10 protein-coding genes and 1 other annotated feature (1 of these 11 only partly in view) are annotated in these 14,499 nt (G+C 43.6%); all 10 genes read left to right on the top strand.

Annotated elements, in window-relative coordinates; translation table 11 throughout:
• Window positions 1-83: a sequence feature (ribosomal protein L10 leader region), on the top strand; it begins 64 nt to the left of the window's first position.
• 52 nt (window positions 84-135) lie between these two features.
• On the top strand, window positions 136-639 hold the full coding sequence (rplJ, locus tag LF817_RS17985) for a 50S ribosomal protein L10 (RefSeq protein ID WP_253937197.1): 504 nt from the start codon (window positions 136-138) through the stop codon (window positions 637-639).
• Window positions 640-699: 60 nt separating this feature from the next.
• Window positions 700-1,065: a 50S ribosomal protein L7/L12 gene (rplL, locus tag LF817_RS17980; protein ID WP_253937196.1), complete on the top strand. Its 366-nt coding sequence runs from the start codon at window positions 700-702 to the stop codon at window positions 1,063-1,065.
• Between the two features lie 75 nt (window positions 1,066-1,140).
• Complete coding sequence (locus LF817_RS17975; RefSeq protein WP_253937195.1) at window positions 1,141-1,743, top strand: class I SAM-dependent methyltransferase; 603 nt, start codon at window positions 1,141-1,143, stop codon at window positions 1,741-1,743.
• A 319-nt stretch (window positions 1,744-2,062) separates the two neighbouring features.
• Entirely contained in the window at window positions 2,063-5,593 is a 3,531-nt protein-coding gene (gene rpoB / locus LF817_RS17970) for a DNA-directed RNA polymerase subunit beta (RefSeq protein ID WP_253937194.1), read from the top strand.
• Window positions 5,594-5,647: 54 nt separating this feature from the next.
• Window positions 5,648-9,256, top strand: coding sequence for a DNA-directed RNA polymerase subunit beta' (gene rpoC, locus LF817_RS17965; protein WP_253937193.1), 3,609 nt, complete (start codon window positions 5,648-5,650; stop codon window positions 9,254-9,256).
• Window positions 9,257-9,401: 145 nt separating this feature from the next.
• Window positions 9,402-9,653 carry a 50S ribosomal protein L7ae-like protein gene (locus tag LF817_RS17960; RefSeq protein ID WP_253937215.1) on the top strand — a complete coding sequence of 84 codons (252 nt, stop codon included), beginning with the start codon at window positions 9,402-9,404 and terminating at the stop codon, window positions 9,651-9,653.
• Between the two features lie 96 nt (window positions 9,654-9,749).
• Window positions 9,750-10,163, top strand: coding sequence for a 30S ribosomal protein S12 (rpsL, locus tag LF817_RS17955; protein ID WP_253937192.1), 414 nt, complete (start codon window positions 9,750-9,752; stop codon window positions 10,161-10,163).
• Between the two features lie 47 nt (window positions 10,164-10,210).
• Window positions 10,211-10,681, top strand: coding sequence for a 30S ribosomal protein S7 (gene rpsG, locus LF817_RS17950; RefSeq protein ID WP_253937191.1), 471 nt, complete (start codon window positions 10,211-10,213; stop codon window positions 10,679-10,681).
• Window positions 10,682-10,723: 42 nt separating this feature from the next.
• Complete coding sequence (gene fusA, locus LF817_RS17945) at window positions 10,724-12,802, top strand: elongation factor G (RefSeq protein ID WP_253937190.1); 2,079 nt, start codon at window positions 10,724-10,726, stop codon at window positions 12,800-12,802.
• A 126-nt stretch (window positions 12,803-12,928) separates the two neighbouring features.
• A complete protein-coding gene (gene tuf, locus LF817_RS17940; protein WP_253937189.1) occupies window positions 12,929-14,119 on the top strand; it encodes an elongation factor Tu in 1,191 nt (396 codons plus the stop codon).
• The last annotated feature ends 380 nt before the right edge of the window (window positions 14,120-14,499 follow it).

The following is a 14,499-nucleotide window of genomic DNA, read 5'->3' as shown; positions in this document are numbered from 1 at the left end:
GTGCATAAACAGGACAGCTTTTCATCGACCTGTTCTGACATACGTACCTCCATGTCTTGTGGAGGTACTTTTTATTTTGTGAAGCACGAACTCCCATCGGTATGATAAGTCATTAAGTTATTAGGAGGTGGAACGATGAGCAAAATTATTGAGCAAAAGCAGCAGGTTGTAACTGAAATTGCTGACAAATTCCGTAACAGTAAGTCTGCAGTACTTGTAGATTACCGCGGACTAAGTGTTGCTGAAGTAACAGAGCTTCGTGCGCAGCTTCGTGAAGCAGGAGTTGAGTTCAAAGTGTATAAAAACACAATGACTCGCCGTGCGACTGCTGAAACAGATCTTACTGAACTGGATGAAGTTCTTGTTGGACCGACTGCTTTAGCATTCAGTGAAGACGACGCTGTATCCCCAGCAAAAGTTCTTAACAACTTTGCAAAAGATCACCAAAACCTTGAACTTAAAGGTGGAGTGATTGAAGGACAGGTTGCAACTCTTGATCAAATCAAGGAACTTGCTACTCTTCCAAGCTACGAAGGTCTTGTATCTATGTTCCTAAGCGTGATTCAAGCTCCAGTTCGCAACTTTGCTTATGCTACAAAAGCAATTGCAGAACAAAAAGAAGAAGAAGAAAGCGCGTAAGTTAACACACATGTTTGAATGAATAAAAATTTATTTTAAAATCTAAGGAGGAAATTTCTCATGTCTAACGAACAAATTATCGAAGCGATTAAAGAAATGACTGTTCTTGAGCTTAACGACCTAGTTAAAGCAATTGAAGAAGAATTTGGTGTAACTGCTGCAGCTCCAGTTGCTGCTGGTGGTGCTGCTGCAGGTGGCGAAGCTGAAGAAGAGCAAACTGAATTTGATGTAGTACTACAATCTGCTGGAAGCTCTAAGATCAAAGTAGTTAAAGCAGTTCGCGAAATCACTGGTCTTGGTCTTAAAGATGCAAAAGAGCTAGTTGATAACGCTCCTGGCGCTATCAAAGAAGGCGTTGCTAAAGAAGAAGCTGAAGAAGTTAAAGCTAAGCTAGAAGAAGCTGGAGCTTCTGTAGAAGTTAAGTAATTGCATGAAATAAGTTAAGCTCGCTGATTATCGGCGAGCTTTCTTTTTCTTATTTTTTTCAAGAAGGTGTTCTTAATGGCTGAACATTATTATTCAAAAAAAACAGAGGCGAAAAGCGATGAACGCACATGGTCTTTCTCTTTGAAAGGGAATCCCTTTACTTTTACGACTGATCATGCCGTCTTCTCAAAATCTGAAGTAGATTTCGGGTCGCGTGAGTTAATTGAGGCTTTTACGCTGCCGGAAGTCGATGGTGATATTCTTGACCTGGGCTGCGGCTACGGGCCGATCGGCTTAGCTCTGGGGAAATTTTTTCATGATCGTCATATTGTGATGGTCGATGTGAATGAGAGAGCCCTGACCTTAGCAGAACGGAATGCTGAGCAAAACCACGTGAAGAATGTATCTATTAAAGAAAGTGATCGATTTTCCAATATAGACGACCGTTCGTTTGCGGCGATCCTTACCAATCCTCCCATCCGCGCAGGTAAACAAGTAGTTCACAGCATGTTCACCGAAGCAGCAGAAGCTTTGCTTCCGGGCGGAGAGTTATGGGTGGTCATTCAAAAGAAACAAGGGGCTCCTTCAGCAAAGGAGAAGCTTGAAGAGTTGTTTGGTCACACGGAGGTAGTCGTTAGGAAGAAAGGCTATCATGTCTTAAAGTCTATAAAAGTTTGACGCTCTATCTCATTTGTGCTATTATTGAAAAATGCCAATATGACCATTGGGTGTCAAGTCCTTTTTTAAAAAACAGTGTATATTTTTTTAAAAAGTGGATAGAATGGTAAATCGTACATGTAAATCGAAATGAGGTTTTTGGTTGAAAACCCTTTTTCTTTTTTGTCTAACGTTAGAGAGAAATGAAGAAACACCATCTGCCAACATGCGGATGTTTGATAAATAGCGCTTGTGGCAAGATCAACCGCAAGCCTGTTCGGCATGTCTTTGCCGAACCCTTTTTTCGTTATAAAAATGCTTGTTTGAAGGGGTGAATCAGTTGACAGGTCAACTAGTTCAATATGGACGACACCGCCAACGCAGAAGTTACGCACGTATCAGTGAGGTATTAGAATTACCCAACTTAATCGAAATACAAACCGCTTCTTATGAATGGTTCTTAAAAGAAGGTTTGAAAGAGATGTTCAAAGACATCTCGCCGATTGAGGATTTCACAGGTAATCTATCACTAGAATTTGTAGACTACAGCTTAGGCGAGCCAAAGTATCCAGTCGATGAGTCAAAAGATCGGGACGTAACGTATAATGCACCGCTTCGTGTGAAAGTTCGTCTACTAAATAATGAGACAGGCGAAGTGAAAGAGCAAGAGGTATTCATGGGAGATTTCCCACTGATGACCGATACTGGTACCTTCGTCATTAATGGTGCCGAGCGTGTTATCGTTTCTCAGCTTGTTCGTTCACCAAGCGTGTATTTCAACAAAAAAATAGATAAGAACGGGAAGCGCGGTTATTCGGCTACTGTAATTCCGAACCGCGGGGCATGGTTAGAATTCGAAACGGACGCAAAAGATGTAGTCCACGTTCGAATCGACCGTACTCGTAAGCTCCCGATTACTGTATTGCTTCGTGCTCTAGGATTCGGAACAGATCAAGAAATTACTGATTTGATCGGTGAAAATGAGTACTTGAAAAATACACTGGAAAAAGATAACACAGAAAACAGCGAAAAAGCATTGCTTGAGATTTATGAGCGTCTACGCCCTGGCGAACCGCCGACAGTAGAAAATGCAAAAAGCTTACTAGTTTCTCGTTTCTTTGATCCTAAGCGTTACGACCTTGCTAGAGTAGGTCGTTATAAAATGAATAAAAAGCTTCACATTAAAGATCGTTTGTTCAACCAGACTCTTGCAGAGACGTTAGTAGACGAACAAACAGGTGAAGTTTTAGCAGAAAAAGGTTCGAAAATCGACCGTCGTTTGCTGGATAAATTAATTCCGCATTTCGATAACGAAGAAGAAACCACCAGCGAACGCTCGCTTGACCCTGTTGAGGGAGTATTAGAAGAGCCGATTCGTGTTCAGTCTGTGAAAATAGTAGACCCTACTGATCCAGAAGGGGAACGCTCTATCAACGTAATCGGCAATGCTAATATTGATAAAGACGTGAAGAATATCACTCCAGCTGACATCTTATCTTCAATCAGTTATTTCTTTAACTTGCTGCACGATGTAGGTGGAACAGATGATATTGACCACTTAGGTAACCGTCGTCTTCGTTCAGTAGGTGAATTACTGCAGAACCAATTCCGTATCGGTTTATCCCGTATGGAGCGTGTGGTACGTGAGCGTATGTCTATTCAAGATACGTCTTCAATTACACCACAGCAATTGATTAATATTCGTCCTGTTATTGCATCGATCAAAGAGTTCTTCGGAAGCTCTCAGCTTTCCCAGTTCATGGATCAGACGAACCCTCTTGCAGAATTGACGCACAAACGTCGTCTATCTGCGCTTGGACCCGGTGGTCTGACGCGTGAACGTGCCGGCTTTGAAGTTCGTGACGTACACTATTCCCACTATGGTCGTATGTGTCCGATCGAAACGCCTGAAGGACCGAACATTGGTCTGATCAACTCACTGTCTTCTTACGCTAAAGTTAACGAGTTCGGTTTCATCGAAACACCGTATCGTCGAGTGGATCCTGAAACGAGCAAAGTAACGGCTCAGATCGATTATTTAACGGCTGATGAAGAAGATAACTATGTTGTGGCGCAAGCGAACGCGAAACTTGAAGAAGATGGAGCTTTTACAGATCCAGAGGTTATCGCTCGTTTCCGCGGGGAAAACACCGTAGTTGCTCGCGATCGCTTAGACTACATGGACGTATCTCCTAAACAGGTAGTTTCGGCTGCGACAGCTTGTATTCCATTCTTGGAAAACGATGACTCCAACCGTTCCCTGATGGGTGCGAACATGCAGCGTCAAGCAGTACCTTTGCTTCAGCCGGATGCTCCGATTGTCGGAACTGGAATGGAGTATGTATCTGGTAAAGATTCAGGTGCAGCAGTCATTTGCCGTCATGACGGTATTGTTGAGCGCGTTGAAGCCAAAGAAGTGCTCGTGCGCCGTATTTCTGAAGTAGACGGAAGAGAAACAGAAGGTGACTTAGACCGTTACCGTCTTCAAAAATTCATCCGCTCCAACCAGGGAAGCTGTTACAACCAGCGCCCGATTGTAGCAAAAGGTGACCGCGTCACTACTGGAGAAATCCTGGCTGACGGTCCATCTATGGATATGGGTGAATTAGCCCTCGGTCAAAACCCTCTTGTCGCCTTTATGACATGGGATGGATATAACTACGAGGATGCTATCATCATGAGTGAACGCCTTGTGAAAGATGATGTATACACCTCTATTCATATAGAAGAATATGAGTCTGAAGCTCGTGATACGAAGCTGGGACCAGAAGAAATCACCCGTGATATCCCTAACGTAGGGGAAGATGCTTTACGTGATTTGGATGAACGGGGGATTATCCGAGTAGGTGCAGAAGTAAGTGATGGAGATCTTCTTGTTGGTAAAGTAACTCCTAAAGGGGTAACTGAACTTTCTGCAGAAGAACGTCTGCTTCATGCAATCTTTGGAGAAAAAGCTCGAGAAGTGCGTGATACTTCACTTCGTGTACCACACGGAGCAGGCGGAATTGTCCTCGATGTGAAGATTTTCAACCGTGAAGACGGGGATGAACTTCCACCAGGGGTCAACCAGTTGATTCGTGCGTATATCGTTCAGAAGCGTAAGATCTCTGAAGGGGACAAGATGGCAGGAAGACACGGTAACAAAGGTGTTATTTCTAAAATTCTCCCTGAAGAAGATATGCCTTTCCTTCCTGACGGTACACCGGTAGATATCATGCTTAACCCATTAGGGGTACCTTCACGTATGAACATCGGACAAGTACTAGAATTACACTTAGGGATGGCTGCCCGCCAGTTGGGACTTCGTGTAGCGACGCCGGTATTCGATGGTGCCCGTGAGGAAGATGTTTGGGAAACTCTTGATGAAGCAGGAATGGCACGCGATGCAAAAACAATCCTTTACGATGGCCGTACAGGCGAACCTTTTGATAACCGTGTATCTGTAGGGGTTATGTATATGATTAAGTTAGCCCACATGGTTGATGATAAGCTGCACGCCCGTTCTACAGGACCTTATTCACTAGTTACCCAGCAGCCACTTGGTGGTAAAGCACAGTTTGGTGGACAGCGTTTTGGTGAGATGGAGGTATGGGCACTTGAAGCTTATGGTGCTGCCTATACTTTACAAGAAATCTTGACCGTTAAATCCGATGATGTCGTTGGTCGTGTGAAAACATACGAAGCCATCGTCAAAGGTGATAACGTGCCTGAACCAGGCGTACCAGAATCATTCAAAGTTCTTATTAAAGAGCTTCAAAGTTTAGGTATGGACGTTAAGATACTTGATGGTGATGACGAAGAGATTGAAATGCGAGACATTGAAGAAGAACAAACCAAAGAATCCGACAGTATGAATCTAGAGGAACAATAAAAGATTTCCTGAAGCTAAGGGTAGAACCTGGATACTAAAAGGGAGGTAAGCCCCTTGATAGATGTTAATAGATTTGAATATATGAAAATTGGTCTTGCTTCACCAGACAAGATTCGTTCTTGGTCTTATGGTGAGGTAAAGAAACCAGAAACTATCAATTATCGTACGTTGAAGCCAGAGAAAGACGGCTTGTTCTGTGAGAGAATTTTCGGTCCTCAAAAAGACTGGGAATGTCACTGTGGAAAATATAAGCGTGTACGTTACAAAGGTGTCGTATGTGACCGTTGTGGCGTCGAAGTAACAAAAGCAAAAGTACGTCGTGAGCGTATGGGGCACTTGGAATTAGCTGCCCCTGTTTCTCACATTTGGTACTTCAAAGGTATTCCGAGCCGTATGGGGCTTGTACTTGATATGTCTCCTCGTGCTTTAGAAGAAGTTATTTATTTTGCGGCTTATATTGTAACTGAACCTGGTGAAACAGCCCTTGATAAAAAGCAGCTTCTTTCTGAAAAAGAATATCGTTCTTACCGCGAGAAATTCGGGCAAGGCTTCCAGGCAGCTATGGGTGCTGAAGCCATCCGTAAACTCCTTTTCGATATCGACCTTGATGGTGAGGTAGATACGTTAAAAGAAGAACTGAAAACCGCCCAGGGTCAGCGTCGTACTCGTGCGATCAAGCGTTTGGAAGTACTTGAGTCGTTCCGTAATTCAGGAAATGACCCATCATGGATGATTTTAGATGTTCTTCCTGTCATCCCGCCAGAGCTGCGCCCAATGGTTCAGCTTGACGGGGGACGTTTTGCAACATCTGACTTGAACGATTTATATCGTCGTGTCATTAACCGTAACAACCGTTTGAAGCGCCTGCTTGACCTTGGTGCTCCTACGATTATTGTTCAAAATGAGAAGCGTATGCTTCAAGAAGCAGTCGATGCTCTAATTGACAACGGCCGCCGCGGTCGTCCAGTTACCGGACCAGGAAACCGTCCGCTTAAGTCTCTTTCTCATATGCTGAAAGGGAAGCAAGGGCGTTTCCGTCAAAACCTATTAGGTAAGCGTGTAGACTATTCCGGTCGTTCAGTAATCGTTGTAGGGCCTAATTTGAAAATGTATCAGTGTGGTCTGCCAAAAGAGATGGCACTGGAATTATTTAAGCCATTCGTTATGAAAGAGCTTGTATCTCGAGGATTGGCTCATAACATTAAATCAGCTAAACGTAAGATCGAGCGTGTGCACCCTGAAGTATGGGACGTTCTAGAAGATGTCATTAAAGAACACCCAGTCTTGCTAAACCGTGCACCTACGTTACACCGTTTAGGTATTCAAGCCTTTGAACCGACACTGGTCGAAGGGCGCGCCATTCGTCTTCACCCGCTCGTATGTACAGCATATAACGCTGACTTCGATGGTGACCAAATGGCTGTTCACGTACCATTATCATCAGAAGCTCAGGCTGAAGCACGTATTTTAATGCTTGCTGCTCAAAACATCCTGAACCCTAAAGATGGTAAGCCGGTCGTAACACCTTCACAGGATATGGTACTGGGTAACTATTACCTTACTTTAGAACGTATAGGCGCTGTTGGAGAAGGTATGGTTGTTAAAGACTTGAACGAAGCGCTTATGGCTTATCAAAATGGATATGTACATCTGCATACTCGTGTAGCTGTTCAAGCCAGCTCTTTAAACAACGAAACCTTTACAGAAGCTCAAAATAATCAATTGCTGGTTACATCAATCGGTAAGTTGATTTTCAATGAAATGCTTCCTAACTCGTTCCCTTATATGAACGAACCAACGCAGGAAAACCTTGAAATTAAAACTCCAGACCACTACTTTATCGAGAAAGGTACGGACGTAAGAAAAGACATCGCCAGCCGCGATGAAGTCCTTCCATTCAAGAAAGGTATCCTTGGAGATATCATTGCGGAAGTATTCAAACGCTTCTCAATCAGTGAAACATCTAAAATGCTGGACCGTATGAAAGATCTAGGGTTTGCTTATTCTACAAAAGCAGGTATTACAGTCGGTGTATCTGACGTTGTTGTATTACCTGAAAAACAAGAGATCCTTGAAGAAGCTCAGGCTAAGGTCGATAAAGTTCTTAAGCAATTCCGCCGTGGTTTGATTACGGATGGAGAACGTTACGACCGCGTTATCGAAATTTGGTCAGCATGTAAAGATAATATCCAAAATCGATTGATGAATTCCTTGAATCCGCGTAACCCTATCTTCATGATGAGTGACTCTGGAGCTCGTGGTAACGCGTCCAACTTCACTCAGCTTGCTGGTATGCGTGGTTTGATGGCCAACCCGGCTGGACGAATCATTGAATTACCGATCAAATCAAGCTTCCGTGAAGGTCTAACTGTACTTGAGTACTTTATTTCTACTCACGGTGCACGTAAAGGTCTTGCCGATACGGCACTGAAGACAGCCGACTCAGGTTACTTGACTCGTCGTCTAGTGGATGTGGCTCAGGATGTAATCGTCCGTGAAGAAGATTGTGGAACCGATCGTGGATTACCTGTAAGTTCTCTAAGAGAAGGCACTGAAATGATTGAACCACTTATTGATCGCTTAATCGGACGTACCGCTTACCAGACAGTGAAACACCCTGAAACGGGCCAAGTACTTGCTTCTCGTAATGAAGTAATCTTCGAAGATGCCGCTAAGCAGATCGTAGATGCGGGCGTCGAAAAAGTAGTGATACGTTCAGCCTTTACATGTAACACGAAACACGGTGTTTGTAAGAAATGTTATGGCCGTAACTTAGCTACTGGAGATGAGGTAGAAGTAGGAGAAGCCGTCGGTATCATTGCAGCCCAGTCAATCGGTGAGCCGGGTACACAGTTAACCATGCGTACCTTCCACACAGGCGGGGTAGCAGGAGACGATATCACGCAAGGTCTTCCTCGTATCCAAGAGATCGTTGAAGCTCGTAATCCTAAAGGTCAAGCTGTTATTTCAGAGATCCAGGGTACAGTTCACGAAATCAAAGAAGTAAAAGAAAAACAAGAAATTGTTGTTCAAGGCGAAGTAGAAACTCGCTCTTACACAGCTCCTTATGGCTCAAGGATGAAAGTTTCCGAAGGCGATAAAGTAGAAGCTGGTGAACCACTTACAGAAGGTTCGATCGACCCTAAAGAGTTATTGACTGTTCAAGGGTTGGACGGAGTTCAAGAGTATCTGCTGAAAGAAGTTCAAAAAGTATACCGTATGCAAGGTGTTGAGATTTCCGATAAACACGTAGAGGTTATGGTCCGCCAGATGCTTCGTAAAGTTCGTGTTCTTGACTCTGGAGATACGGATGTACTTCCAGGTTCCTTGCTTGAAATTCACCAGTTCAAAGAAGCGAACCAAAAAGTTCTCATGGAAGGCGGCCAGCCGGCTGTCGGCCGACCAGTTATTCTCGGTATTACTAAAGCATCGCTTGAAACAGACAGCTTCTTGTCTGCCGCATCCTTCCAGGAAACAACTCGCGTCCTGACAGATGCAGCGATTAAAGGTAAACGTGATGAATTACTAGGACTTAAAGAAAATGTTATCATCGGTAAACTTGTTCCTGCTGGTACAGGAATGACGAGATACCGTAAAATCAAAGCAGAATCAGAACAAAAAGAAGTAAAAGCTGAAGCTGCTCAAGAAGTAACTCAGCCTTAATATAAAGCTGAAGGTAATTAGAGGATAATGTTCGGGAGTACCTTGAGGTGAAACTATTTTCAATACCAGGTTGACATGAGTTTTCGGTAGTGATAATATAATCAAGGTGCTTCCGTTTATCCTTGTTACTTTGGAGGATATGAAGATGTCTTATGAAAAAGTAGCACAGGCTAAATCAGAGATAGTGATTGGGACCAAACAAACACTCAAAGCTATGAAAAGCGGCGAAGTGGTTGAAGTCTTGACGGCTGACGATGCTGATCAGTCGATGACAATGAAAGTAGCTAATCTTGCTGCACAGCTGAACATTCCACATACAAGAGTTACATCTATGAAGGAATTAGGAAACGCATGCGGCATTGATGTTGGAGCTGCTACCGTGGCTATAAAGCAATAAAGTTTTGGCGAATCATCGCGAAAGCTTTGTTTTTTGCCTTTTTATGAACCACCTGGATGTGTGGTATTAAAAAAAGTGGAAGGGAGGATAAATATTATGCCAACTATTAATCAATTAGTACGTAAAGGACGCGTAAGCAAAGGTAAGAAAACTGACTCTCCAGCTTTGAACAAAGGCTATAACAGCTATAAGAAGCGTATGACAGATCAGTCTTCTCCACAAAAACGTGGGGTTTGCACACGTGTAGGTACAATGACTCCGAAGAAACCGAACTCCGCACTACGTAAGTATGCTCGTGTTCGTTTGACTAACCAAATCGAAGTGAATGCCTACATTCCTGGAATCGGCCACAACTTGCAAGAGCACAGTGTTGTTCTTATCCGTGGCGGACGTGTTAAAGACTTACCTGGTGTGCGTTATCACATCGTTCGTGGTGCACTTGATACTGCAAGCGTGGATGGCCGTATGCAAGGTCGTTCTAAATACGGTACCAAGAAGCCTAAAAAATAATTAAACGTATTTATTCGTAAATAACAACAAGGAAGGGAGGGGAACATATGCCACGTAAAGGACCAGTAGCAAAACGTGATGTGTTACCAGATCCAATGTACAACTCTAAGCTTGTAACTCGCTTAATCAACCAAATCATGGTTGACGGACAGCGCGGTAAAGCTCAGAAAATTCTTTATAAAGCTTTCGAACTTGTTCAAGAACGTAGCGGAAATGAAGCTATGGAAGCTTTTGAACAAGCGATGAAGAACGTAGCGCCAGTACTAGAAGTACGCGCTCGTCGTGTGGGTGGTTCAAACTACCAAGTACCAGTTGAGGTACGCCCAGAACGTCGTCAAGCACTAGGACTGCGTTTCATTGTAAACTATGCGCGTCTACGCGGAGAAAAGACAATGGAAGAGCGCCTGGCTAATGAAATTCTAGATGCAGCAAACAACACAGGTGCAGCAGTTAAGCGCCGTGAAGATATGCACAAAATGGCGGAAGCTAACAAAGCATTCGCTCACTACCGTTGGTAATCATCAACGTAATAATCTTTCAACCAGGAAGGAGAAAAAATCATGCCTAGAGAGTTCTCCTTGGAAAGGACTCGTAATATCGGTGTCATGGCACACATTGACGCCGGTAAAACGACTGCCACCGAGCGTATTCTTTTCTACACAGGACGTATCCACAAAATTGGTGAAACACACGAAGGTGCTTCACAGATGGACTGGATGGAGCAGGAACAGGAGCGCGGAATCACAATCACTTCCGCTGCTACGACTGCTCAGTGGAGAGACCACCGTATTAACATCATTGATACTCCAGGACACGTAGACTTCACAGTAGAAGTTGAACGTTCCCTTCGTGTACTTGATGGTGCTGTAGCTGTACTGGATGCTCAGTCTGGTGTTGAACCACAAACTGAAACTGTATGGCGTCAAGCAACAACTTATGGCGTGCCACGTATTGTATTCATCAACAAAATGGATAAAATTGGCGCGGACTTCGTTTACTCCTTAGGTACTCTAAAAGACCGCCTTGGAGCAAATGCTGCGGCAGTTCAACTTCCAATCGGTGCAGAGGATGATTTCGAAGGAATCATCGATCTAGTAACTATGGAAGCATTCTATTACCTTGATGATCTAGGTACACGCGCAGAAGCTCGTCCAATTCCGGATGAGTACAAAGAACAAGCTGAAGAGTATCGTGGATTGCTTGTAGAAGCAGTTGCGGAACTTGATGAAGACTTGATGATGAAGTACCTAGAAGGTGAAGAAATCACTAATGAAGAGTTGAAAGTAGCCATTCGTACTGCCACTCTAACAGTAGATTTCTATCCTGTATTCTGTGGTTCTGCTTTCAAAAACAAGGGTGTACAACTTTTGATTGATGGAGTTATTGATTATCTTCCATCTCCGTTAGACGTACCTCCGATTGAAGGTCACGTACCACAAACAGAGGAACAAGTTGTTCGTAAGCCTGACGATAAAGAGCCGTTTTCTGCTTTAGCATTTAAAGTAGCAACCGACCCTTATGTTGGTAAACTTACATTCTTCCGTGTTTACTCTGGTACACTTAACTCTGGTTCATACGTGAAAAACGCTACTAAGGATAAGCGTGAGCGCGTAGGTCGTATCCTGCAAATGCATGCTAACTCCCGTGAAGAGATTTCTACTGTATATGCCGGAGATATCGCCGGTGCTGTTGGACTGAAAGACACTGGAACAGGTGATACTCTATGTGATGAGAAGAGTCTTGTTATTCTTGAGTCTATGGAATTCCCTGAGCCGGTTATCTCTGTTGCGATCGAGCCTAAATCTAAAGCCGATCAAGACAAGATGTCTATCGCACTTGGTAAACTTGCTGAAGAGGATCCAACATTCCAGACTGAAACAAACGTAGAGACTGGTCAAACAATCATCGCTGGTATGGGTGAACTTCACCTTGACATCATCGTTGACCGTCTGCGCCGTGAGTTTAAAGTTGAAGCGAACATTGGTGCTCCACAAGTTGCATACCGTGAAACTTTCCGCGGAAGTGCGGAAGTTGAAGGTAAATTCGTACGTCAGTCCGGTGGTCGTGGACAATTCGGTCACGTTTGGGTTAAATTCGAGCCAAACGATGAAGGTGCTGGATACGAATTCGTAAACAAAATCGTTGGTGGTGTAGTTCCTCGTGAATACATTCCATCTGTAGAAGCTGGTATTAGAGATTCTATGGAAAACGGAGTATTAGCAGGATACCCAATGGTAGACATTAAGGCTACTCTATATGATGGTTCTTACCATGATGTCGACTCCAACGAAATGGCCTTTAAAGTTGCAGCATCTATGGCACTTAAAGAAGCTAAAAACAAATGTAAACCAGTTCTTCTTGAACCAATGATGAAAGTAGAAGTCGTTATTCCTGAAGAATATATGGGTGATATCATGGGTGATGTAACTTCCCGTCGCGGACGTGTTGAAGGTATGGAAACTCGTGGTACAGCTCAGGTTGTTAAAGCATTTGTCCCACTATCTGAAATGTTCGGTTATGCCACTGCGCTTCGTTCAAACACTCAGGGACGTGGAACGTACACTATGCATTTCGATCACTATGAAGAAGTTCCGAAGAGCATCTCTGAGGAAATCATCAAGAAAAATGCTGGTGAGTAATTGATTTTTTTGCTAAGTTGAAGTATAACTTGTATTGTAAGCTTAGGAGTTTTTTAAAACTCCTTTGCTTCAAATAAATTATCAATTGAAAATAACTTTGTTTTTATTTAAAGGAGGAAATATAGAATGGGTAAAGAAAAATTCGACCGTTCCAAAGACCACGTTAACATTGGTACTATTGGACACGTTGACCACGGTAAAACAACTCTAACTGCAGCTATCACAACTGTACTTCACAAAAGATCAGGTTCTGGTTCTGCAATGGCATATGACATGATCGACGGTGCTCCTGAAGAGCGCGAGCGTGGAATCACTATCTCCACTGCACACGTTGAGTACGAAACTGAAAACCGTCACTATGCACACGTTGACTGCCCAGGTCACGCTGACTATGTTAAAAACATGATCACTGGTGCAGCACAAATGGACGGAGCTATCCTAGTTGTATCTGCAGCTGATGGCCCAATGCCACAGACTCGTGAGCACATCCTTCTTTCTCGTCAAGTTGGTGTACCTGCGATTGTTGTATTCCTTAACAAAGTTGACATGGTAGACGACGAAGAGCTACTTGAACTAGTTGAAATGGAAGTTCGCGACCTTCTTTCTGAGTATGACTTCGAAGGTGACGATGTACCAGTAGTAAGCGGTTCTGCTCTTAAAGCTCTTGAAGGTGAAGAAAAGTATGAGCAAGCGATCTATGATCTAATGGACGCTGTTGATGACTACATTCCAAACCCAGAGCGTGACGTTGACCAGCCATTCATGATGCCTGTTGAGGATGTATTCTCGATCACTGGTCGTGGTACAGTAGCAACTGGCCGTGTTGAGCGTGGTAAAATCAAAGTTGGAGACGAAATCGAAATCATCGGTCTTGCTCCAGAAGCTCGCAAAACTACAATCACTGGTGTTGAAATGTTCCGTAAGCTTCTTGACTATGCTGAAGCTGGCGACAACATTGGCGCACTTCTTCGTGGTGTTAACCGTGAAGATATCAACCGTGGACAAGTACTTGCTAAGCCTGGTACAATCACTCCACACACTAAGTTCCAAGCAGAAGTTTACGTTCTTTCAAAAGACGAAGGTGGACGTCACACTCCATTCTTCTCAAACTACCGTCCTCAGTTCTACTTCCGTACAACTGACGTAACTGGTGTTATTCAACTTCCAGAAGGCGTAGAGATGGTAATGCCTGGCGATAACGTAGAAATGACTGTAGAACTTATCTCTCCAATCGCGATCGAAGATGGAACTAAGTTCTCTATCCGTGAAGGTGGCCGTACAGTAGGCGCCGGCGTTGTAGCTAAAATTACTGAATAATAATAAGACGTTTGTCTTTTAAGAAGCAGCAGCTCAATGGAGCTGCTGCTTTTTTATGTATTTTTTTAAATCGTGCTGTTTTATATGATACTGGTTTTAAAGTCAGTTCCCTCTATTAATAAACTCAATTGATCTCTTAAATGAAATAGAGAGTAGTGTCAGGAAGTCAGATCATATGAATTGTGACTACTTTCAAAAGGCGTTGATAAGTTCCGTATTGATATTCATATAAGCTCCCTATAGCAGAAGACTGAGTTTCGAGATGTTTGGACTGTTTCCGTTATGTTTAACAGAGGTAAGAGCTCCGGGAAATCACTCCCTTTCCGTGGGAGCGCAGTGAGCCTCCTCGAGCTTCGCTCTCCGGGGTCTCACCAAGCACT

The sequence above is a fragment of the Halobacillus sp. A1 genome (genome assembly GCF_024189295.1).
Taxonomy (GTDB): domain Bacteria; phylum Bacillota; class Bacilli; order Bacillales; family Halobacillaceae; genus Halobacillus_A.
Note: the sequence above shows the minus strand (reverse complement) of the source record. Positions and strands in the feature narration are given on the sequence as shown.

What these genes read in the sequence shown, in the direction of transcription:
- rplL (WP_253937196.1), top strand. Translation starts at nt 700, where the DNA reads ATGTCTAACGAACAAATTATCGAAGCGATTAAAGAAATGACTGTTCTT.
- rpsL (WP_253937192.1), top strand. Translation starts at nt 9,750, where the DNA reads ATGCCAACTATTAATCAATTAGTACGTAAAGGACGCGTAAGCAAAGGT.
- LF817_RS17975 (WP_253937195.1), top strand. Translation starts at nt 1,141, where the DNA reads ATGGCTGAACATTATTATTCAAAAAAAACAGAGGCGAAAAGCGATGAA.
- LF817_RS17960 (WP_253937215.1), top strand. Translation starts at nt 9,402, where the DNA reads ATGTCTTATGAAAAAGTAGCACAGGCTAAATCAGAGATAGTGATTGGG.
- rpsG (WP_253937191.1), top strand. Translation starts at nt 10,211, where the DNA reads ATGCCACGTAAAGGACCAGTAGCAAAACGTGATGTGTTACCAGATCCA.
- tuf (WP_253937189.1), top strand. Translation starts at nt 12,929, where the DNA reads ATGGGTAAAGAAAAATTCGACCGTTCCAAAGACCACGTTAACATTGGT.
- fusA (WP_253937190.1), top strand. Translation starts at nt 10,724, where the DNA reads ATGCCTAGAGAGTTCTCCTTGGAAAGGACTCGTAATATCGGTGTCATG.
- rplJ (WP_253937197.1), top strand. Translation starts at nt 136, where the DNA reads ATGAGCAAAATTATTGAGCAAAAGCAGCAGGTTGTAACTGAAATTGCT.